Source organism: Xanthobacter sp. YC-JY1 (assembly GCF_021730305.1).
In the GTDB taxonomy this organism is placed as follows: domain Bacteria; phylum Pseudomonadota; class Alphaproteobacteria; order Rhizobiales; family Xanthobacteraceae; genus Xanthobacter; species Xanthobacter flavus.
On the sequence record NZ_CP032674.1, the window covers coordinates 494389 to 513615 of the forward strand.

20 protein-coding genes are annotated in these 19227 nt (G+C 68.4%); 16 read left to right on the plus strand and 4 right to left on the minus strand.

Features of this window, described 5'->3' with window-relative positions:
- Positions 1-17 precede the first annotated feature (17 nt).
- Positions 18-767 (minus strand): phosphatase PAP2 family protein, encoded by a 750-nt coding sequence (locus tag D7006_RS02350; protein WP_237355397.1) that lies wholly within the window; start codon positions 765-767, stop codon positions 18-20.
- A gap of 110 nt (positions 768-877) precedes the next feature.
- Here D7006_RS02350 and D7006_RS02355 point away from each other — a divergent pair, with 110 nt between their 5' ends.
- The 5 genes from D7006_RS02355 to D7006_RS02375 all read left to right on the plus strand — a co-directional run bounded on the left by D7006_RS02355 (position 878) and on the right by D7006_RS02375 (position 5911).
- A complete protein-coding gene (locus D7006_RS02355) occupies positions 878-1492 on the plus strand; it encodes a 2-hydroxychromene-2-carboxylate isomerase (protein WP_237355398.1) in 615 nt (204 codons plus the stop codon).
- A gap of 120 nt (positions 1493-1612) precedes the next feature.
- On the plus strand, positions 1613-2884 hold the full coding sequence (locus D7006_RS02360; protein WP_237355399.1) for a glycosyltransferase: 1272 nt from the start codon (positions 1613-1615) through the stop codon (positions 2882-2884).
- Between the two features lie 137 nt (positions 2885-3021).
- Complete coding sequence (locus D7006_RS02365) at positions 3022-3720, plus strand: orotate phosphoribosyltransferase (RefSeq protein ID WP_169124683.1); 699 nt, start codon at positions 3022-3024, stop codon at positions 3718-3720.
- Positions 3721-3728: 8 nt separating this feature from the next.
- On the plus strand, positions 3729-4799 hold the full coding sequence (locus D7006_RS02370) for a quinone-dependent dihydroorotate dehydrogenase (protein ID WP_237355400.1): 1071 nt from the start codon (positions 3729-3731) through the stop codon (positions 4797-4799).
- 83 nt (positions 4800-4882) lie between these two features.
- Positions 4883-5911, plus strand: coding sequence for a proline iminopeptidase-family hydrolase (locus D7006_RS02375; RefSeq protein WP_237355401.1), 1029 nt, complete (start codon positions 4883-4885; stop codon positions 5909-5911).
- A 24-nt stretch (positions 5912-5935) separates the two neighbouring features.
- Here the strand turns inward: D7006_RS02375 and mscL are convergent, their stop codons facing one another.
- The gene (gene mscL, locus D7006_RS02380; RefSeq protein ID WP_237356837.1) at positions 5936-6400 is read right to left on the minus strand and encodes a large conductance mechanosensitive channel protein MscL; all 465 of its coding nucleotides are present in this window, start codon (positions 6398-6400) and stop codon (positions 5936-5938) included.
- A gap of 301 nt (positions 6401-6701) precedes the next feature.
- Between mscL and fabA the strand changes: the two genes are divergently transcribed.
- The 6 genes from fabA to D7006_RS02410 all read left to right on the plus strand — a co-directional run bounded on the left by fabA (position 6702) and on the right by D7006_RS02410 (position 12084).
- The gene (gene fabA, locus D7006_RS02385; protein ID WP_024280910.1) at positions 6702-7244 is read left to right on the plus strand and encodes a 3-hydroxyacyl-[acyl-carrier-protein] dehydratase FabA; all 543 of its coding nucleotides are present in this window, start codon (positions 6702-6704) and stop codon (positions 7242-7244) included.
- A 55-nt stretch (positions 7245-7299) separates the two neighbouring features.
- On the plus strand, positions 7300-8517 hold the full coding sequence (gene fabB / locus D7006_RS02390) for a beta-ketoacyl-ACP synthase I (RefSeq protein ID WP_024280909.1): 1218 nt from the start codon (positions 7300-7302) through the stop codon (positions 8515-8517).
- A gap of 135 nt (positions 8518-8652) precedes the next feature.
- Positions 8653-9501, plus strand: a complete 849-nt coding sequence (fabI, locus tag D7006_RS02395) for an enoyl-ACP reductase FabI (RefSeq protein WP_169124686.1) — start codon at positions 8653-8655, stop codon at positions 9499-9501.
- Between the two features lie 11 nt (positions 9502-9512).
- Entirely contained in the window at positions 9513-10148 is a 636-nt protein-coding gene (locus D7006_RS02400) for a DsbA family protein (protein WP_237355402.1), read from the plus strand.
- Between the two features lie 130 nt (positions 10149-10278).
- Positions 10279-11043, plus strand: a complete 765-nt coding sequence (locus tag D7006_RS02405) for a DUF4239 domain-containing protein (protein ID WP_237355403.1) — start codon at positions 10279-10281, stop codon at positions 11041-11043.
- Between the two features lie 150 nt (positions 11044-11193).
- A complete protein-coding gene (locus tag D7006_RS02410; protein ID WP_237355404.1) occupies positions 11194-12084 on the plus strand; it encodes a cation diffusion facilitator family transporter in 891 nt (296 codons plus the stop codon).
- A gap of 6 nt (positions 12085-12090) precedes the next feature.
- Here D7006_RS02410 and mog read toward each other — a convergent pair whose 3' ends face one another.
- Entirely contained in the window at positions 12091-12624 is a 534-nt protein-coding gene (gene mog / locus D7006_RS02415) for a molybdopterin adenylyltransferase (RefSeq protein ID WP_237355405.1), read from the minus strand.
- 202 nt (positions 12625-12826) lie between these two features.
- Here mog and D7006_RS02420 point away from each other — a divergent pair, with 202 nt between their 5' ends.
- Entirely contained in the window at positions 12827-13738 is a 912-nt protein-coding gene (locus D7006_RS02420) for a helix-turn-helix transcriptional regulator (protein ID WP_237355406.1), read from the plus strand.
- A 123-nt stretch (positions 13739-13861) separates the two neighbouring features.
- Here the strand turns inward: D7006_RS02420 and D7006_RS02425 are convergent, their stop codons facing one another.
- Positions 13862-15568: an ATP-binding protein gene (locus D7006_RS02425; RefSeq protein WP_237355407.1), complete on the minus strand. Its 1707-nt coding sequence runs from the start codon at positions 15566-15568 to the stop codon at positions 13862-13864.
- 439 nt (positions 15569-16007) lie between these two features.
- Here D7006_RS02425 and D7006_RS02430 point away from each other — a divergent pair, with 439 nt between their 5' ends.
- From D7006_RS02430 to D7006_RS02445, 4 genes are read left to right on the plus strand one after another with little or no spacing between them, the layout of a single operon-like run.
- Positions 16008-16880 (plus strand): branched-chain amino acid ABC transporter permease, encoded by an 873-nt coding sequence (locus tag D7006_RS02430; RefSeq protein WP_169124693.1) that lies wholly within the window; start codon positions 16008-16010, stop codon positions 16878-16880.
- Positions 16880-17716, plus strand: a complete 837-nt coding sequence (locus tag D7006_RS02435; protein ID WP_168461421.1) for a branched-chain amino acid ABC transporter permease — start codon at positions 16880-16882, stop codon at positions 17714-17716. Before D7006_RS02430 ends, D7006_RS02435 begins: the two co-directional genes overlap by 1 nt.
- Positions 17716-18477, plus strand: coding sequence for an ABC transporter ATP-binding protein (locus tag D7006_RS02440; RefSeq protein WP_169124694.1), 762 nt, complete (start codon positions 17716-17718; stop codon positions 18475-18477). The genes D7006_RS02435 and D7006_RS02440 overlap by 1 nt, the downstream gene beginning before the upstream one ends.
- A 3-nt stretch (positions 18478-18480) precedes the next feature.
- On the plus strand, positions 18481-19206 hold the full coding sequence (locus tag D7006_RS02445) for an ABC transporter ATP-binding protein (protein ID WP_237355408.1): 726 nt from the start codon (positions 18481-18483) through the stop codon (positions 19204-19206).
- Positions 19207-19227 lie beyond the last annotated feature (21 nt).

The window sequence follows — 19227 nt, forward strand, 5'->3', positions numbered from 1 at the left end:
CTCGGTCAAGGATCGGCTCAGGCCCGGCCGGCAAGCCGGTGGATGCCCGCCTTCAGGGCGAGGCCGGCATTGCCGATGGCGTCTTCTAAAGAGGCATCGGTTGGGCTGCGCGCCCGGTCGTAGAGCCAGAGCCGCATGCCGACGATGAGCAGGATGACCAGCACGCCGGAAAACACCACATCGGTGAAGAAGTGCCCGCCGAAGGCGATGCGCAACCCGCCGGCCAGCGCGCCGAAGGAGACCGCAGCCACCATCGCCACCGCGCCCGCCGGGCCCGACACGAGGCTCGCCGGCGCCACCAGCCAGAAGCCGAGGGAGCCTTCGCCGGAGACGAAGGAGCAATTGGTGGGGCAGGTGCCGTCGGTGGCATACCAGGGGCGGAAGGTGTCCTTGCCGCCGAAGGTATTCACATGCACCGGGCGCGGCCGGCCCCAATGCTCCTTGAGGATGCCGTTGACGATGAGGCCCGGCCCCAGCGCCATGGTGACGGCGAGCAGCACCGCCGCCCGCGCCGCCATGAACATTTTACCCCGGGGAAAAATGAATTTGAGGATGATGGCGGCGAAGGCCGGGCCGGCGAAGACCCAGGGCAGCCAGTTGGCGAGGGTGCGGATATTGGCCGCCCAGCCGAGGCCGGCGACGCCGAAATTGCGCCGGCTGGCGTTCCAGAACAGGCTGGAGATGGCCATGTCCCACTCGGGGAACACCGTGAACAGGATCGCCACCGCGGCCCCGGTCACCAGCGCGAAGAACAGCACCCACTTCACCGTGTCGCCAGCTCCGATCCGGGATTGATCCAGCCTGTTGATCCAGACCCTTGCACGCGGGGCTTCCCCCGCCGCACTCTTCCGCCGCGATGTACAGGCCGGAGGAGCCCATGGCCAGCGGCACCCTCGATTTCTATTACGAGTTCGCCTCGCCCTATTCCTATCTCGCCGCCTGCCGCATCGCCGCTTTGGCCGAGCTTGCGGACGTGCGGGTGAACTGGAAGCCGTTCCTGCTCGGCCCCATCTTCGCCGCGCAGGGCTACACAAGCTCGCCGTTCAACGTCTATCCCCTGAAGGGCGCGCATATGTGGCGGGATCTCGACCGCCTCGCCGCCGCCCAGCGCCTGCCGCCCATCACCAAGCCCGCGACCTTTCCGGCCAACGGCCTTCTGGCCGCGCGGGTGGCGATCCACCTCAACGATGCCTGCCGGCCGTCCTTCACCCGCGCTCTGTTCTCCGCCGAATTCGCGCAGGGCCGCGATATTTCGGACCGGGAGACCATCCGTCAGGTGCTCGCCGGCCTCGGCCATTTCTGGGACGAGGTGATCTCCGACGCCGAGTCCGAGGTGAACAAGGCGCGCCTGCGCGCCCAGACCGAGGAGGCGCAGGCCCGCGGCGTGTTCGGCGCCCCCACCTTCTTCACGGCGGACGGCGAGCTGTTCTGGGGCAACGACCGGCTGGAAATGGCGCTGCAGCACGCCCGGAGCCTCGCCCGGGCGGCGTGAGGGGCGACCATCTGCCCAGGCGGCGATCTGCCGGAGCCGCATCCCGGAATGCGGTCCAACGCGGCTGCCCCTTTTCGGCCCGGACTTGGCGGTACGGCGTTCGTCTTCGATGAGCATGCCGTGCGTCAGCATCAAGGGGGAGCGGTGGACGTTGTATTTCTGGACGGTGGTCTGAATGCCCGCGGCGGGCATAGCTACAGCCTGGTCAAGAAGGTGGGGGCCGCGGTCGCGGCGCGCGGCCATCGCGTGCGGATCTTCGGCATGCGGACCATGGACCGGGAGATCGCGGACGAACTCGGTGCCGTCCCCCATTTCAGCGCATCGCTTTATGACAGCGTCCAGCCGACGCCGTGGGAACTGGCCAGGCACCGCTTCGGGGGTGCGCTGCGCCTGCAACGCGCCCGCTCCCACCTTCTGCGGGAGCGGATCAGCGCGGAACGGCTCAATGCCGGCTTCCGCGCTGATCTGGAGGCCCTGCCTGCCGGGGTGCTGGCGCGGGGAACCCTCGTGGTCCTCCCCAATGTCATGCAGAACCAGATCATGGGCGTCGTCCAGGCGCTGAGCGCGCTGCCGGAGGCCGGGCGCCCCCGCGTCGTCTGCCAATTGATGTTCGCGCCCGACTGGATTCCCTGGCGACGGTCCGGCCAGCTGGGACCGGGCATTTACGCGCAGGCGTTCGCGCTGGCGCGCCCTTTGATGGGCCGCTGCCTCGTCTTCGGAACGGAAAATGCTGCCATCGCCGCTCTCTATCGCGACGGCTACGGCATCGAGCCCATCCGCCTGCCGGTTCCGTTCGGCAACGTGGAGCGGGCGCGGCCGGTGCCGGAGCGACCGGTGTTCGGCTTCCTGGGCGTTTCCAAGAACGACAAGGGGTTTCATCTCCTGCCCGACGCCATCCGGCTGTGCCGGGAGCAGGGGCTCGCGGGGGATTTCGTGGTTCAGGTGCAGCGGGACGGGCACGAGGCTGAAACGGCGGCGGCCGAACAGGCACTGCGCGCGCTCCCTTATGTGCGCCTCATCGACCGGGTTCTGACGGACGAGGACTTCGCCGCCGAAACCCGCAAGGTGGATGCCATGCTGCTGCCCTATGACCCGCAGGTGTTCGGCATGCGCGGCTCGGGCATCTTCACCCAGTCCGCCGCCGCCGGCCGGCCGGTGGTCGCCTCGGCCGGGACCTACGCCGCCGCCTCGATCGCCAGCGGCGATGCGGAGGGAGAGGTGTTCGCCCCTTACGACGCCGCCGCTTTCGCGGCCGCCATCCTCAGGCTGGCCGGCCGGCTGGAGGACAGCCATGCGCGCGCCGCAGGTCTCGCCGACCGGTTCGCGCACGCGACCAGCGCGGAGGCCTATGCGGATGCGCTGCTGGCGCAGGCAGGTGCTCCGTCCGCCTGACCAGGCCGGGCCGGGGGCCTGCGGGCGGGGTGCGGCGCTTTTTGTCGTCGCGCGTCGCCGGGCCTGTCGCAATGCCGCTCCGCTCTGATATATGCGCGTCACACACAAGCGACGAAACCGCGACGAAGGCTTTCCCCATGGCGAATGTCACTGCTTTCCCGGACAAGGCTACCATCGCCGAGCAGACGGCGCGGATGCTGCTCGAGGTCGAGGCGGTGCGCTTTTCCTCCGGCGAGCCCTTCATCTTCACCTCGGGCTGGGCGAGCCCGGTCTATATCGACTGCCGCCGCCTCATCTCCTTCCCGCGGGTGCGCCAGACGCTGGTGGATTTCGGCATCTCCACCATCTACCGCGAGATCGGCTACGAGCAGTTCGACACGGTGGCGGGCGGCGAGACGGCGGGCATTCCCTTTGCCGCCTGGGTCGCCGACCGGATGATGCTGCCCATGCAGTATGTGCGCAAGAAGCCCAAGGGCTTCGGCCGCAACGCCCAGATCGAGGGCCACCTCGCCCCCGGCGAGCGGGTGCTCCTGGTCGAGGACCTGACCACCGACGGCAAGAGCAAGGTCAATTTCGTCAATGCCTTGCGTGAGGCCGGGGCGGAGTGCCAGCACTGCTTCGTGTTCTTCTATTACGACATCTTCTCCGAGGCGGCGGGCATCCTGGACAGCGCCGGCCTCAGCCTCCACCGCCTCGCCACCTGGTGGGACGTGCTGGCGCAGGTGAAGAAGATGAACCGCTTCGAATCGAAGCAGGTGGCCGAGATCGAATCGTTCCTCAACGACCCGCACAGCTGGTCCAAGGCCCACGGCGGCACCGCCACCACCGGCGAGTGACGCCCTAAATGGACCTCTACGCCCTCGTTCGGCCCTTTCTCGGGCTGGTGACCCCCGAGCGGGCGCACGGCTATGCCGTCCGCGCCCTTGCGAAGGGGCTGATGCCGGACCTCTCCGGCCATGACGACCCGGTGCTCGCGACCCGCGTGTGGGGCCTCGACTTCCCCAATCCCGTGGGCCTCGCCGCCGGCTTCGACAAGCATTGCGAGGTGGCGGACGGCCTGCTCAAGATGGGCTTCGGCTTCGCCGAGATGGGCACGGTCACGCCGCGCCCGCAGCCCGGCAACCCGCAGCCGCGCCTGTTCCGGCTGGAGGAGGACGAGGCGGTCATCAACCGCTTCGGCTTCAACAGCGAGGGCCTTGCCCCCTTCGTCTACCGGCTGGCCAAGCGCCGCTCGGCGGGCGGCAAGGGCATTCTCGGCGCCAATGTGGGGAAGAACAAGGAGAGCGAGGACACGCTGGAGGACTACGCCGCCGGCGTTTCCGCCACCTGCCGGCTCGCCGATTATATCGTGTGCAACATCTCCTCCCCCAACACGCCGGGCCTGCGCGCCCTGCAGGCGCGGGCGGAGATGGAGGCGCTGCTCGCCCATCTCGTCGGCGTGCGCAACGCCTCGGTGCCTGACCCTGCGGAACGCCCGCCGTTGCTGGTGAAGGTGGCGCCCGACCTCGACGACGCCGGCCTCGCCGATGTGGCCGATGTGGCGCTGGAGACCGGGATCGACGGCATCATCATGGGCAACACCACCCTGTCGCGCCCGGCGAGCCTGCACAGCGCGCACAAGGGTGAGGCCGGCGGCCTCTCCGGCAAGCCGCTGATGACGCTCTCCACCGAGCGGCTCGGGGCGCTCTACCGCCTGGTGGGTGGTCGCCTGCCGCTGGTCGGCTCCGGCGGCATCAGCTCGGGCGCGGACGCCTATGCCAAGATCCGGGCCGGGGCGAGCCTGGTGCAGCTCTATTCGGCGCTGGTGTTCCACGGCCCCGGCCTCGTCGGCCGCATCAAGACGGACCTCGCCGCCCGCCTCAAGGCCGACGGCTTCGCCCACGTGTCGGACGCGGTGGGCGCGGACGTCCGCTGATCGCGATCCGGCGGCGTGTCGCGCTTGACCGCGGCGGCTACTCTGTTACCCCTGATGCTCCTTCCTCCTCACGGTAGGGCATCATGGCCGGGCTGGATCGACGCGCCTTCCTCTCTCTCCTCGGCGCGGCGGCGCTACTCCCGGCCGCAAAGCCGGCGCTGGCGCGGCCGGCGGTGTTTCCGCCGGCGGACCGGGAGCTGATGGTTCCGGTGAAGGGCGGGCGCCTCTATGTGCGCACCAACGGGGTGAGCGCGAACGGCAGGCTGCCGGTGCTGCTCCTCCATGGCGGGCCGGGCGGGATGCATTCCACCTTCCACGACCCGCTGGAGCTCGCCGACGAGCGCATGGTGGTGCTCTACGACCAGCTCGACAGCGGCCGCTCCGACCACCCCGACGATCCCGCCAACTGGACCGTCGCCCGCTTCGCCGACGAGATCGACGCCATCGCCGCCGCTCTGGGCCTCAGGCGTTTCCATGTGCTGGGGCACAGCTGGGGCGCCACCATCGCGCTGGAATGGGCGGCGCGGCGTCCCCCGACGCTGGCCGGGCTGGTGCTGGCGAGCCCCTTCGTCTCCGGCAAAAGCTGGATCGCCGATGTCGCCGCCCGCCGCGGGGCGCTGCCGGCGGACGTGCAGGCGGTGATCGACGCCTGCGAAGGCAGCGCCCCGCCGCCGCAGGCCACCTGCGATGCCGCCGCCGGCGCTTTCTACGCCGCCTTCAACCGGCGCGAGCCGCTGCCGGCCATGCGCAAGGCCTATGAGGCGGCGCAGAACCTCAAGCTCAACGAAAAGCTCTATGTGGCCATGAACGGCGCCGGCGAGTTCACCCAGACCGGCACCCTCAAGGATTACGATGGGGAACCCTTGCTGGCGCGGCTCGATGGCGCGCGGACGCTCTTCGTCATCGGCCAGTATGACGAGACGCGCATCGCGACCGTCGCGGCCTTTGCCGAGCAGGTGCCCGGCGCCGAGTTCGCGGTGATCCCCGGCGCCGCCCACGGCATCTTCAACGACCGCCCCGACGAGTCGGTGGCAGTCGTCCGCGGCTTTCTGCGGCGACAGGATGCCTTGGCGCAGAAGGATGCGCCGGCGTCCCAGCCCGCCAAGCCCTGAAACCCGTGAAGCCCTGATGCCGGCTCAGGCCGACGGCGGCGCGGGGGGCGCGGGCGTCACCGGCGGGCGGGGAGCGGGCCGTTCGGAGGCGAGCAGGTCGCGAATCTCCATCAGCAGCGCCTCGGTCTTGGTGGGTGCGGCCGGCGGCTTGCCGGCTTCGGCCCGGCGCAAGGCGTTGATGCCGCGCACCACGAGGAAGAGAACGCCCGCCACGATGATGAAATTGATGGCGATGGTGATGAATGATCCGTACGCCAGTACCGCACCCTGCTTCTTGGCGTCGGCGAGGTTGGCGGCGGTGACCGACTTGGAGAGCGGAACGAAATAGTTCGAGAAGTCGAGCCCGCCCGTGACGGCACCGATGATCGGCATGAACACGTCGCCCACCAGCGAGGTGACGATATTGCCGAAGGCGGCGCCGATGATGACGCCCACCGCCAGGTCCACCACGTTGCCGCGGACCGCGAACTCCTTGAACTCCTTGAGAATCGGCATTGCGTACTCCCGCCCGATGTCGCGACCGGGGCGCCGACGCGCCCCACCCTTTGGCGATACCATAGCCCAGCGCCCCAAGGGCAACGCCCGAGTTGCCGATCCGGTTCGCCGGGCGCGGCCGGATATCGCGCGCATCGTGCCACCCGTGACGCTTTCATGACTTTGAGCGCGCCCTTGCCTATGTTAGGGAGTGCCCGCCACCGATGGCGGGGGCGGCCCTTGCGGGCTCATCAACAGCAACCCTCGGCTGCCCTTGCGGGTGGTGCAGAGGCGGCAAATGGCGACACTGGCAAGAATGGCGGACCGGCAGACCAGCTTCGATTATGAGGATCTCCTCGCGTGCGGACGTGGCGAGCTGTTCGGGGCCGGAAACGCGCAATTGCCGCTGCCGCCCATGCTGATGTTCGACCGGATCACCGAAATCTCGGAGACGGGCGGCGAGTTCGGTAAGGGCATGGTGCGCGCCGAGCTGGACGTGAACCCCGACCTCTGGTTCTTCGCCTGCCACTTCAAGGGCGATCCCGTGATGCCCGGCTGCCTCGGCCTTGACGCCATGTGGCAGCTCGTGGGCTTCCACCTCGGCTGGCTCGGCTCGTCCGGCCGCGGCCGGGCGCTGGGCCTCGGCGAACTGAAATTTTCCGGCCAGGTTCTGCCGGGCGTGAAGAAGGTGGTCTACGGCATCGAGTTCAAGCGCGTCATGCGCTCCAAGCTCGTGCTCGGGATCGCCGACGGCTGGCTGGCGGCGGATGGCGAGGTGATCTACCGCGCCAAGGATCTGAAGGTGGGCCTGTTCCAGGCCGAGACGGCACCCCAGCCCGCAGGCGCCGCGAGCGCCTGACAAGGCCTCGCCACGATCTGCGGCGACACTGGGTGCACTCCAATGGGGATTTGACATGCGGCGCGTCGTCGTCACCGGGATGGGCATTGTCTCGTCCATCGGCAACAACACGCAGGAGGTTCTTGCCAGCCTGCGCGAAGCCAAGAGCGGTATTTCCTTCGCCGAGGACTATTCCCGGCTCGGATTCCGCTCCCAGGTGCACGGTGCGCCGACCCTGAATGCGGAAGAGGTGGTTGACCGCCGCGCCATGCGTTTCCACGGCGGCGGTACCGCGTGGAATCACGTGGCCATGGAGCAGGCCATCCGCGATTCGGGCCTTGAGCCGAACGAGGTCTCCAACATCCGCACCGGCCTGGTGATGGGCTCCGGCGGCTCCTCCACCAAGACCATCGTGGATTCGGCCGACATCACCCGCGAGAAGGGGCCGAAGCGCGTCGGCCCGTTCGCGGTGCCCAAGGCCATGGGCTCCACCGCCTCGGCGACGCTCTCCACCTGGTTCAAGATCAAGGGCCTGAGCTATTCCATCTCGGCCGCCTGCGCGACCACCAACATCTGCATCGGCAACGCCTACGAGCTGATCCAGTACGGCAAGCAGGACATCATCTTCGCCGGCGGCTGCGAGGACCTGCACTGGACCCTCTCCGTGCTGTTCGACGGCATGGGCGCCATGTCCTCCAACTTTAACGACCGCCCAGCGGTGGCCTCCCGCGCCTATGACAAGAACCGCGACGGCTTCGTCATCTCCGGCGGCGCCGGCGTTCTTGTTCTGGAAGAGCTGGAGCACGCCAAGGCCCGTGGCGCCCGCATCTATGGCGAAATCGCCGGCTATGGCGCGACCTCCGACGGCGTGGACATGGTGGCCCCCTCGGGCGAAGGCGCGGAGCGCGCCATGAAGCTCGCCATCTCCGGCATCAAGGCGCCCATCGACTACATCAACCCCCACGCCACCTCGACGCCCATCGGCGATCTCAAGGAGATCGAGGCGATCCGTGCCGTGTTCGGCGACAAGTGCCCGCCCATCTCGGCCACCAAGTCGCTCACCGGCCACTCGCAGGGCGCCACCGGCGTGCACGAGGCGATTTATTCCATCCTCATGATGCAGAACGGCTTCATCGCCGAGAGCGCCAACATCGAGGAGATCGACCCGGCCTTCGCCGACATGCCCATCGTGCGCAAGCGGGTGGACAACGTGACGCTCGGCCATGTGCTGTCGAACGGCTTCGGCTTCGGCGGCACCAATGCCAGCCTCGTCATCAAGCACGTCGACGCCTGAAGCGGATGGACGCCTGCTGCTCCGATAGGGCGGCGTTCAGGATTGGTCATCAATGGTGAGCCGGCGCCGGCCGAAACGCGATGGCGTGGCCGGGCGCCGTCTGCTATCGGCGTCTCAGGCGCGAGAGGGTAGGTTATGCAGGACCTGATGAAGGGCAAGCGCGGCCTGGTGATGGGTGTCGCCAACGATCATTCCATCGCCTGGGGCATTGCCAAGGCGCTGGCGGGTCAGGGCGCGGAACTCGCCTTCACCTACCAGGGCGAGCAGGTGGCCAAGCGCGTGAAGCCGCTGGCGCAGAGCGTCGGCTCCTCCCTCCTGCTGCCGTGCGACGTGGAAGACCTCGCCAGCGTGGACGCGGTGTTCGCCGCGCTGAAGGAGAGCTGGGGCAGCCTGGACTTCCTGGTCCACGCCGTCGCCTTCTCCGACAAGTCGGAGCTGAAGGGCCGCTACGCCGACACCAGCCGGGAGAACTTCTCCCGCACCATGGTGATCTCCTGCTTCTCCTTCACCGAGATCGCCAAGCGCGCCGCCGCGCTGATGACCGAGGGCGGCTCGCTCATCACCCTCACCTATGGCGGCTCCACCCGCGTCATGCCCAATTACAACGTGATGGGCGTGGCCAAGGCGGCGCTTGAGGCCTCCGTGCGCTATCTGGCGGCGGATTTCGGCCCCGTGGGCATCCGCGTCAACGCCATCTCCGCCGGCCCGGTGCGCACGCTGGCGGGCGCCGGCATTGCCGACGCGCGGGTGATGTTCAACTACCAGAAGCGCCACGCTCCCCTGCGCCGCACGGTCAGCATCGAGGAGGTGGGCGGCTCGGCCCTCTATCTCCTCTCGGACCTCTCCGCGGGCGTCACCGGCGAGGTGCATTTCGTCGATTCCGGCTACAACATCATCTCCATGCCGCACCCCGACGTGCTGAAGGCGCAGGAGGATGCGGAAGCGCAGGCCGCCTCCGAGGTGCCGACCAAGGCGGCCGAATAGGGCCGGCGGGCATGGGCGCCCGGGCCGAGCAGCTTTGCCGTCCGCTGACCCGCCGGGGGCTTCTGGCCGCCGGTGCCGGCCTCCTTGCCGCAGCGGCATCCCCCGCCTTCGCCGATCCCCTCACCCCCGACGCGCGCAAGCTGCTCGACGCCATGCCCGGCAAGGCCGTGCTGGGCGCGCAGAAGACCAAGCCCCTCGTTACCGAGCTGGTGGATTTCAACGCCCCGGACTGGCGCCGCTCCGCCTTCGACATGCGCGAGCTGCTCGCCGGCGATGCCAAGCTCGCTTATGCCATCGTGCAGACGCCGCGCGTGGACGTGGGCTCCATCGAGGCGGCGCGGGTGGCGCTGGCCGTGCTCGCCATGCAGCCGGCCAAGTTCGGCGACTTCTACCTCGCGCTTGCGGCGACCAGCGGCGACATCGACGGGGTGAAGGCGCTCAACGTGGTGCGCAGCGAGGGGCTCGACCACTACAAGGTGTTTCGCGCCGCCAACCAGCCGGATATCACCGACATCCTCACCAAGGGGGTGGCGCTCGCCGCCGCGCTCCGGGTGCTCGATACGCCGGCCTATGTGATCGGGGCGGACGTCGTCTCCGGCTATGCCGACCTTGCCCGCAAGCGGACGCTGGTCGCCGCGCGGTTTTAGAGCGGGCGGGCGCCGGCCCGCGATTTTCTCCCTTTACGCTGCAAAGCCGGCGTCGTATCGGGCGAACATTCGGTCGCCTGCGTCGATAATCCAGCAATATTCAGACGGGAGTGCAGGCTGGGGGGAAGCCATGGAGGCGTGGCAGGTCGCGATACTGGTCTTCTTGGCGCTCGAATGCGGCGCGCTGTTCGGCATGGGCTCGCAGCGCTGGCTCAAGGCCCATCACCTCTCCAAGGACACGCAGGAGGCGGTGAAGCTGGGTGTCGGCATGGTCGCGGCCATGGCGTCGCTGATCCTGGGCCTGATGACGGCCTCGGTGAAAGGCAATTTCGACACCACCGGCAAGGACGTGCAGCAATATGCGACGCTCCTCACCATCCTCGATGCCACGCTCCAGCATTACGGACCCGCCGCCAGGCCGGCGCGCGATGCGTTGCGGGTCTACACGGTGCACGCCATGAACGAGACCTGGCCCGCCGCCGACAGCGCGCCGGTGATGGTCGCCAGCTTCGATTCGGAGCAGAAGCTGGAGCGGGTCGGCCACGAGATCCGCATCCTCGAGCCCTCTGGTCCCGAGCAGACCGATCTCAAGGCGGAGGCGCTCGACCGGTTCAAGTCGCTCAACGCGTTGCGCTGGACGCTGATCGCCGAGGCCGTCACCGAGATCCCGCCGGTCTTCATCGTAGTGCTGATCGTCTGGCTGACGCTGATCTTCGCCAGCTTCGGGCTGTTCTCCCCCATCAATCTGGTCTCGCTCATCGTCTTTCCCCTGTGCTCGCTGTCGCTGGCCGGCGCCATCTTCCTGATCCTGGAGATGAGCTCCCCGTTCGACGGCGTCATCATGGTGGGGCCGGAAGCCATCCAGCGCTCGCTCGAGCACATGAAGCTTCCCTAAGGGGCGGTGTAAGGCGGGTGTAACCTCCAGCTTGTCCGGGAGTGCGACCCTGGCGCGGTTGCGCCGGGGCGCGCGGTTCGGTACGTCCTGCCGACCGCCGGGGACGGACCCGCGGGACCGCCCCCGACGGTTTGCAGAATGGAGGCCGACATGAGCCGCAAGGTGCTCTGGATCGCGGCGGCGAGCGTGCTCGTCGGTGCCATCGTGCTCGGCCTGAAGACGCTGGCCTGGTGGGTCACCGGCTCGGTGGCGCTGCTGTCGGATGCGCTGGAAAGCATCATCAACGTCGCCGCCTCGGCCGCCGCGCTGTTCGCCATCACGGTGTCCGCGCGTCCCGCCGACGACAACCACCAGTTCGGCCACCACAAGGCGGAATATCTTTCCGCCGTTCTGGAAGGTGTGCTCGTGGTGGTGGCGGCCATCACCATCATGCGCGAGGCCTATTACGGCTTCCTCGACCCGCATCTGCCCGACCAGCCCTTCACCGGCATGCTCATCAACGGCGCGGCGACGGTCATCAACGCCATCTGGTGCCTGGTGCTGCTGCGGGTGGGCAAGAGCATGCGCTCGCCGGCCCTCGTCGCCGACGGCAAGCATGTGATGACCGATGTGGTCACCTCCGTCGGCGTGCTGATCGGCTTCGTGCTGGTGCCCGTCACCGGCTGGCCGGTGCTCGATCCGCTGATCGCCGGCCTCGTGGCGCTCAACGTGCTGTGGACCGGCTGGAGCCTGATGAAGGAATCCGTGGGCGGCCTGATGGATGCCGCCCCGCCGCCGGACGTGGTGGCGCGCATCCGCGAGCTGGTCTCGCTCCACGCCGCCGGCGCCATCGAGGCGCACGATCTGCGCACCCGCCATGCCGGGCGCATCACCTTCGTGGAATTCCACCTGGTGGTGCCCGGCGACATGACGGTGGCCGCCGCCCACGACATCTGCGACCGCATCGAGAACGCCTTCGAGCGCGACATGGACGATGCGATCATCACCATCCATGTGGAGCCCGAGGGCGAGGCCAAGCACCGCGGCGTGGTGGTGGTCTAAGTCCTGTCAGGCGCCTTTGGGCCGGAACGCGGCGCAGACCTGCGGGTCGGTCTCGATGCGCCCGGCGCCGATCAGGTCCAGGCAATAGGGGATGGCCGGGAACACGGCCGCGAGGCACACGGCGATGGACGCCGGCTTGCCGGGCAGGTTCACGATCAGCGTCTTGCCGCGCACCCCCGCCTCCTGCCGTGAGAGGATGGCGGTGGGCACCTCATTGAGGCTGATGCGCCGCATCTGCTCGCCGAAGCCGGCCAGCGGCTTCTCGATTACCGCCGCCATGGCCTCGGGCGTCAGGTCGCGCGGGGAGGGGCCGGTGCCGCCCGTGGTGCAGATGAGGTCCATGTGCTCCGCGTCGGCGAGGGTGATGAGGGTGTCGCGCACGCTCTCGAACCCGTCCGGGATCACCCGATAGTCGGCGACCCACGGGCTGGTGATGGCGCGGCGCAGCCAGGCCTCGATGGCCGGGCCGCTCAGATCCTCATAGGTGCCGGAGCTGGCGCGGTCCGAGATGGTGACGATGCCGATGCGGGCGGGGGTCATGTGGCAAATCCGGCTGGAAAGCATTCCGCCTGTGCTGGCGTGCCAAGCATCCTAAAGCAAGCGCCGCACCAGCGGTGCCCCGTCGCAGGGTACAATTTGGGCTTGCGACGCGCCGCCCATGCCGTATTCATGTGAACATAAGATAAAAGTGTCGTTTCCTCCGGCGCGCCCAGCGTGGTGGAGGCCAATCGGGCCGGGCCGGATGTCGGAATATCTCACCACCCGCGAACTCGCGGCGCTGCTGAGGGTGCGCGAGCGCAAGGTCTATGACCTCGTCGCCACCGGCAGCCTTCCGGTCCGGCGCGTCACCGGCAAGCTGCTGTTCCCGCGCCGGGAAATCCAGGACTGGATCGCCGGCTCGGCGGACACCGCCCCGGCCCACGCCGCCGCGCCGGATGGCGCCCACCATTCAGCGCCTTCGGACCATCACGCCCCGCCGCCGGTGATGACGGGCGGGCATGATCCGCTGCTCGAATGGGCGCTGCGCGAATCGCGCTCCGGTATCGCCTGCCTGATGGATGGCGCGCTCGACGGCCTCGACCGGGCGGACCGTGGCGAGTGCATCGCCGTCGGCCTGCATGTGCCGGAGGGCGACGACTGGAACGCCTCTGTGGTGGAGCAGCGCTTCGGCCGGGCGCCGTGGGTGCTGGTGGAGTGGGCGCGGCGCGTGCGCGGGCTGATCTGCCGGCCGGGCCTTCCCCGTCCACCCACCTGCCTCGCGGAGGTCAGGGGCTTCCGATTCCAGATGCGCCAGAAGGAGGCAGCGAGCGAGCTGGTACTCGACCGCCTGCTCGCGGCGGAAGGGATGGGCCGCGACGACCTCACCTGCGCCGGCACGGTGGAGCGGTCGGAAACCGACCTCGCCCTCGCGGTGGCCGCCGGGCGGGCGGATGTGGGCCTCGGCATCGCCGCCGCGGCGCGCCTGCACAATCTCGATTTCGTGCCGCTGGTGGAGGAGCGCTTCGACCTCATGGTCTGGCGCCGGGCCTATTTCGAGCCGTCGTTCCAGAAGCTCGTCGCCTTCTGCCGCGAACCCGCCTTCCACGCGCGGGCGGCGGAGCTGGGTGGCTACGACGTCTCCGGCTTCGGCCGGGTGCATTTCAACGGGGCCTAATGCCGTTGGACCGGTCTTCGACCGGTTCTGGAGGCCACGCTCAAGGGCCGCAGACAAAAAAGACCCGCCCGAGGGACCGGGCGGGTAAGTCAAGGGCAATGGGGGTGCCCTATGGGAGGCCGCTCAGGCGAGCGGCGGCACATCCAGCGCGCGGAAGATGGCGCAGCGGCGGAAGGCGTCGATGGAGGGCGGCTCGCCCTTCTGCGAGCAGTATTTCGCGACCAGCTTCGCGAGGCCCTTGATGTCGCGGCCGGAGGTCTCCGGGAACATCTCCACCAGCGTGTCGATGAGCTCGTTGGAGAGGATGAGGCCGAACTGGTCGCACATGACGCGCCAGATCTTCCGCCGGTCGTCCGGGCCGGGGGAGTGATACTTGATGAGGGCGATGCAGCGCGAGACGATGGCCTCGTCGATGTCGTCCACCCGGTTGGTGGTGAGGAACAGCAGGCCGTTGAAGTATTCGAGCACGCGCAGGAACACGCCCACCACCGCATTCATGGTGAGATTGTCCTGCCGGCGCTTGATGTAGACGTCCGCCTCGTCGATCAGCATCACCGCGCCCCAGCGCTGGGCGCGCGTCAACGCATCCTTCAGCGCCTGCTCCATGTGGGCCACGTCAAGGCCGAGCTGGCCGGAATGCACGCGGTAGAGCGGGCGCTGGATGATCTCCGAATAGACTTCGGCGGTGAGCGTCTTGCCGACGCCGGGCGGGCCGGCGCAGAGCACGGTGGTGCCGCCGGATTTGCCGGCGACCACGTCGTCCATCAACGTGTTCATCTCGGCGGTGAGAATGTCGATGAGGTCGGTCTGCTCCGGCGGCAGAACCAGCTTCTGCTTCAGCTCCGGGTGGTATTCGTAAGGCCGGATGTCGTCCACATGCACCCACACATGGTGGTGCAGCTCCAGATGGAACATCAGGATCAGCGGGTGGACCGGCATGTCGGTGAAGGCACCCTTGGGGATGCTGTCCTTCGCCGCGCGCAGGGCCTCGTCCACCGCCATGTGGAAGAGGTTCTGCTTGTCCGCCTTCTTCACGATCTTGTCGAGGAAGAAGCCGGAGGTCTCCGTGCCCAGCGTGCGCTCGCCGAGGAGTTCCTCGTCGTTCACCAGCCGCGCCTCGCTGCCGGAGGAGGAGAGGACCACGGTCGCCTTGCGCGCCCAGTCGGTGTCGCGCCGGTTGGCGGTGGGATCTTCGGCGAACAGGCCCGTGCCGCGGCCGGAGAACTGCTCGCCATAGCGGCCGCGCCACTCGAAATAGCGCACCATCTGGTCGTCGAAGGACTTGAGCAGGCCTTCGTCCTCCATCAGCCAGCCCTTGGCGGCGAGCGTGCCGGGGATGGTGAGGCCGCGCAGGTCCTTGGAGCGGATCAGCAAATTCTCCACATGGGTCTTGCCGCGGTTGTTGGCCTTCAGTTCCACGATCAGCCGGCCGGCCTCCTCCTCGCCGGGGGGCGTGTAGTCGAGGCGGGTGATGAGATAGGGCTCGGGCTTGCCCGAGGGGTTCATGCGGAACAGCCAGCCGCGGATGCAGTGCTTGACGAAATAAAGCGCGATGGCGCCCGCCAGATCCTCCAGTTCGTCCGCGCCGAAGCGCTTGCCTTCGTCGCGGAACACGCCGACGAGGTTGGCGAGCTGCTCCTCCTGCCCGCGAATGGTGGTGCCGCCCGTCCTCAGCACCAGCTCGTGCAGGTGGGCCAGCTCGTCGGGCTTCAGCGCATCGAGGCCCAGCTCCATGCGGCTCGAAAGACGCGGCTGGGCGAGCAGGTGCGCCTGGTCCGGGAAGGCGTCCACCAGGCTTTCGACCACCAGGCGTTCGACGATGAGTTTCATGGGGCAGCCTCATGTCTCGAACGATGTCGGGGCTTCGACAATTTGGTCGACCTGTGACACGCCCTGGCATCGCGAACGGGGATGAAAGGGCGATAGCAAGATCGGGGCCGGAGCCGGGCTGGGCCTTTTTCCGGCGTCCGCCTGCCGCCCCGATGGGCACTCCGCCGCCTCCCCGGCGTGCAGTCCGGCCCGGCTCCGGCGCGCGGAAATCCCCGCAAAAGATTGCCAGCACAGCGTGGAAGGGGCACGTCCTTTATGCTGCAATGCAGTGAAATCCGCCTGAAATTTCAGCTTGAAGCCACGTCAAAAATAGCTTTGTATCAAAACTAATCGCTGCCCCGCTTCCGTGCCGTCCGCAATCGTCGGAGGGCGACGCCTCAGGCGGAAGGGGAGGGGCAGTGCCTGCGTCCGGCGTTCGAGAGGAAGGTTGCCCCGGCCCATGCTCGCGCAGCAGATCGTCAACGGCCTCATGCTCGGGGCCATCTACATGCTTGTGGCGGTGGCCTTCACCCTCGCCATCGGCGTGCTCAACTTTCTGAACTTCTCGCTGCCCGGCCTGTTCATGGTGGGCGGCATGCTCGCCTTCGGGCTGATGAAGGCAGGCTGGCCCTTCCTCATCGCCGCGGCGGGCGCGCTGGCGGCGGCGGCGTTCGTCTCGCTCCTCGTGGAGCGTTTCGCCTACCGGCCCATGCAGGGGGGCGATCCCGAGGTGCCGCTGGTGTCCTCCCTCGGCTTCCTGGTGCTGCTCGAGAATTTGATGCTGATCCAGTACGGCTCGGACCAGCAGGCATTCCCGGCCCTGCTGCCGGACCTCAACATCCGCCTCGGGGGCCTCGTCATCGGCATCGCGCAGCTCATCTCGCTGGCGCTCTCCCTCGGCCTCGTGACGTTCCTGTCCTGGTATCTGTCCTCCACCGCCGGCGGCCGGCGCATCCGCACAGTGGCGGAGAACCGCGAGACGGCGCTGCTCATGGGCATCGACATCTCCCGCCTCGTGCCGCAGCTCTTCATCGCCTCCGCGCTGCTGGCTGCGCTGGCCGGCATCCTGTTCGCGGTGAACTACCAGCAGGTGTCGCCCTTCATGGGCGAGGGCGTCGGCTTCAAGGGCGTCGCGGCCATGATCGTCGGCGGCATGGGCTCCATCTGGGGCGCGGTGCTGGGCGGGCTGGTGATCGGCCTCGCGGAGGTGCTGTCCATCTCCTTCATCGGCGCGGACGTGGTGAACATCTCCGTCTACGGCCTCTTACTCCTCATCCTCATCGTGCGTCCGCAGGGCCTCATGGGCCGCGCCGCCAGCCGGGAGAAGCTGTGATGAGCGGCTATCTGACGGGCGTCCTCGTCGTCCTCGCCTTCAATGTCATCGCCGCCTATGCGGTCTATCTGCCGCTCGCGGCGGGGCAGCTGAACCTCGGCATCGCCGGCTTCATGGCCATCGGCGCCTATGCCTCGGCCTTCCTCACCAACGAATATATGTGGCCCATGTGGGCGGCGATCCCGCTCGGCGCGGGGCTTGCCGGGCTGGTGGGCCTCCTCATCGGCGTGCCGGTCCTGCGCACCCACGGCATCTATCTCGCCATGGCCACCTTCGCCCTCGGGCAGGTGATCTCCGCCGTCTTCCTCAATCTGGAAGTGGTGGGCGGCGCCGCCGGCTATCCCGTCACCGATTATGCCGGCCCTTATGTGGTCTATGCGGCGGCGGCGGGCGTGGTGGTGCTGATGCTGCTCGTGTCGCGCACCCGCTTCGCGCTCTGCCTCACGGCGGTGAAGAGCGACGCGACGGTGGCGGACCTGCTCGGCGTTTCCGTGCGCGGCATGAAGGTCGCGGCCTTCGCGCTGGGCGCGGCGGTGGCCGGCTTCGGCGGCGGGCTGTACGCGCACCATTACAGCTTCGTCGAAGCCCAGCATTTCAACGTGCTGCTCTCGGTCTTCACCGTGCTCTATGTGCTGTTCGGCGGCACGCAGACGGTGTGGGGCCCGCTGGTGGGCGCCGCCTTCTTCACTTTGGTGCCGGAGCTGCTGCGCGCCTCCGACCAGTGGCGCTACGCCCTCTTCGCCGTCTTCATCATCCTGTTCATGGCCGTGCGGCCGCAGGGGCTGGTGACGTCGTCCCTGTTCCGCCTGTTCCGGCGCAAGGCGGAGGCCGCGTGATGTCCGCTGCTCTCGCCATCTCCGGCCTGTCGAAATCCTTCGCCGGCGTGCGCGCCATCCGCGATCTGTCCTTCACGGTGCCGAAGGGCGTCACCACCGCCCTCATCGGCCCCAACGGGGCGGGCAAGACCACGGTGTTCAACCTCGTCAGCGGCGTCTACGGCGTCGATGCCGGGCGCATCGAGGTGAACGGGCAGGACGTGACGCACATGCCGTCGCGCAAGCGCATCTCCACCGGCGTCGCCCGCTCGTTCCAGAACATCCGCCTGATGCCGCACCTCTCGGTGCTGGAAAACCTGCTGGTGGGCCAGCACGTGCGCGCCTCCTCGCTTGGTGCGCTGCTCACCCCCTACCGCCTCTTTCCCAACCATCGCTGGAAGCGCGAGGCGCGCGCGGCGCTGGAGGAGAGCGGCCTCGGCCGCTGGGCGGACGAGATGGTCTCCGCGCTGCCCTATGGCGTCAGGAAGCGCATCGACCTCGTGCGCGCGACGCTCGCCGGCGCGAGCCTGCTGATGCTGGACGAGCCCGCCGCCGGCCTCAATCCCAGCGAGACCAACGCGCTCCGGGATCATCTCAAGGCGCTGATGGCGAAGGGCGTCACCCTCCTCGTGGTGGAGCACGACATGCACTTCGTGGATTCGATCTGCGAGAACGTGGTGGTGCTGAACTTCGGCGAGAAGATCGCCGAGGGCCCGCTCTCGCGCGTGCGGCAGGAGAAGCTGGTGCGCGAGGCCTATATCGGTACGGACGAGGAGGCCTGAGCCATGGCGCTGCTCGAAGTCTCCGGCCTCTCCGTCTCCTACGGCCGCGTCGCGGCGCTTTCGGACGTGTCGCTGACCGTGAACGAGGGCGAGGTGGTCACCGTGCTCGGCGCCAATGGCGCGGGCAAGTCGACGCTGCTCAAGGCCATCCTCGGCGCGGTGCCGGCCAAAGCGGGCGGCATCGCCTTCGCTGAGGCCGACATCACCCGCCTGCCGCCGCACCGGCGCATGGGGGCGGGGCTGGTGCTGGTGCCGGAAGGCCGGCGCATCCTCATCACCCTGACGGTCGAGGAAAACCTGCGGCTCGGCGCCCACATGCGGCGCGACACGGCGGCGGTGGAGCGGGAGATGGCGGCCATCTACGACCGCTTCCCCAACCTCGCCGAGCGCCGGCACATGGCCGCCTCCTGCCTTTCCGGCGGCGAGCAGCAGATGCTGGCCATCGGCCGCGCCATGATGGCGAAGCCCCGCCTGATGATGCTGGACGAGCCGTCGCTGGGCCTCTCGCCACTGTTCGTCTCCAAGCTGTTCGATCTCATCCGCGAATTGAACACCGGGGGGCTGTCCGTGCTGCTGGTGGAGCAGAACACCGGCAAGGCGCTGAAGGCGGCGCATTCCGCCACCGTGCTGGAACTCGGCCGCGTGGCCATGGCCGGCGCGCCCGACGTGCTCGCGGCGGATCCCCGTTTGCAGGACGCGTATCTCGGCGGCGGGTCGGCCGCCCATTGAACCAGGGTCCGAGGGCCCATG

Excerpts from the sequence above, each read along its gene's own strand:
- D7006_RS02355 (WP_237355398.1), top strand. The coding sequence starts at position 878 with ATGGCCAGCGGCACCCTCGATTTCTATTACGAGTTCGCCTCGCCCTAT.
- D7006_RS02365 (WP_169124683.1), top strand. The coding sequence starts at position 3,022 with ATGGCGAATGTCACTGCTTTCCCGGACAAGGCTACCATCGCCGAGCAG.
- D7006_RS02370 (WP_237355400.1), top strand. The coding sequence starts at position 3,729 with ATGGACCTCTACGCCCTCGTTCGGCCCTTTCTCGGGCTGGTGACCCCC.
- D7006_RS02375 (WP_237355401.1), top strand. The coding sequence starts at position 4,883 with ATGGCCGGGCTGGATCGACGCGCCTTCCTCTCTCTCCTCGGCGCGGCG.
- fabA (WP_024280910.1), top strand. The coding sequence starts at position 6,702 with ATGGCGGACCGGCAGACCAGCTTCGATTATGAGGATCTCCTCGCGTGC.
- fabB (WP_024280909.1), top strand. The coding sequence starts at position 7,300 with ATGCGGCGCGTCGTCGTCACCGGGATGGGCATTGTCTCGTCCATCGGC.
- fabI (WP_169124686.1), top strand. The coding sequence starts at position 8,653 with ATGCAGGACCTGATGAAGGGCAAGCGCGGCCTGGTGATGGGTGTCGCC.
- D7006_RS02400 (WP_237355402.1), top strand. The coding sequence starts at position 9,513 with ATGGGCGCCCGGGCCGAGCAGCTTTGCCGTCCGCTGACCCGCCGGGGG.
- D7006_RS02405 (WP_237355403.1), top strand. The coding sequence starts at position 10,279 with ATGGAGGCGTGGCAGGTCGCGATACTGGTCTTCTTGGCGCTCGAATGC.
- D7006_RS02410 (WP_237355404.1), top strand. The coding sequence starts at position 11,194 with ATGAGCCGCAAGGTGCTCTGGATCGCGGCGGCGAGCGTGCTCGTCGGT.
- mog (WP_237355405.1), bottom strand. The coding sequence starts at position 12,624 with ATGACCCCCGCCCGCATCGGCATCGTCACCATCTCGGACCGCGCCAGC.
- D7006_RS02420 (WP_237355406.1), top strand. The coding sequence starts at position 12,827 with ATGTCGGAATATCTCACCACCCGCGAACTCGCGGCGCTGCTGAGGGTG.
- D7006_RS02425 (WP_237355407.1), bottom strand. The coding sequence starts at position 15,568 with ATGAAACTCATCGTCGAACGCCTGGTGGTCGAAAGCCTGGTGGACGCC.
- D7006_RS02430 (WP_169124693.1), top strand. The coding sequence starts at position 16,008 with ATGCTCGCGCAGCAGATCGTCAACGGCCTCATGCTCGGGGCCATCTAC.
- D7006_RS02435 (WP_168461421.1), top strand. The coding sequence starts at position 16,880 with ATGAGCGGCTATCTGACGGGCGTCCTCGTCGTCCTCGCCTTCAATGTC.
- D7006_RS02440 (WP_169124694.1), top strand. The coding sequence starts at position 17,716 with ATGTCCGCTGCTCTCGCCATCTCCGGCCTGTCGAAATCCTTCGCCGGC.
- D7006_RS02445 (WP_237355408.1), top strand. The coding sequence starts at position 18,481 with ATGGCGCTGCTCGAAGTCTCCGGCCTCTCCGTCTCCTACGGCCGCGTC.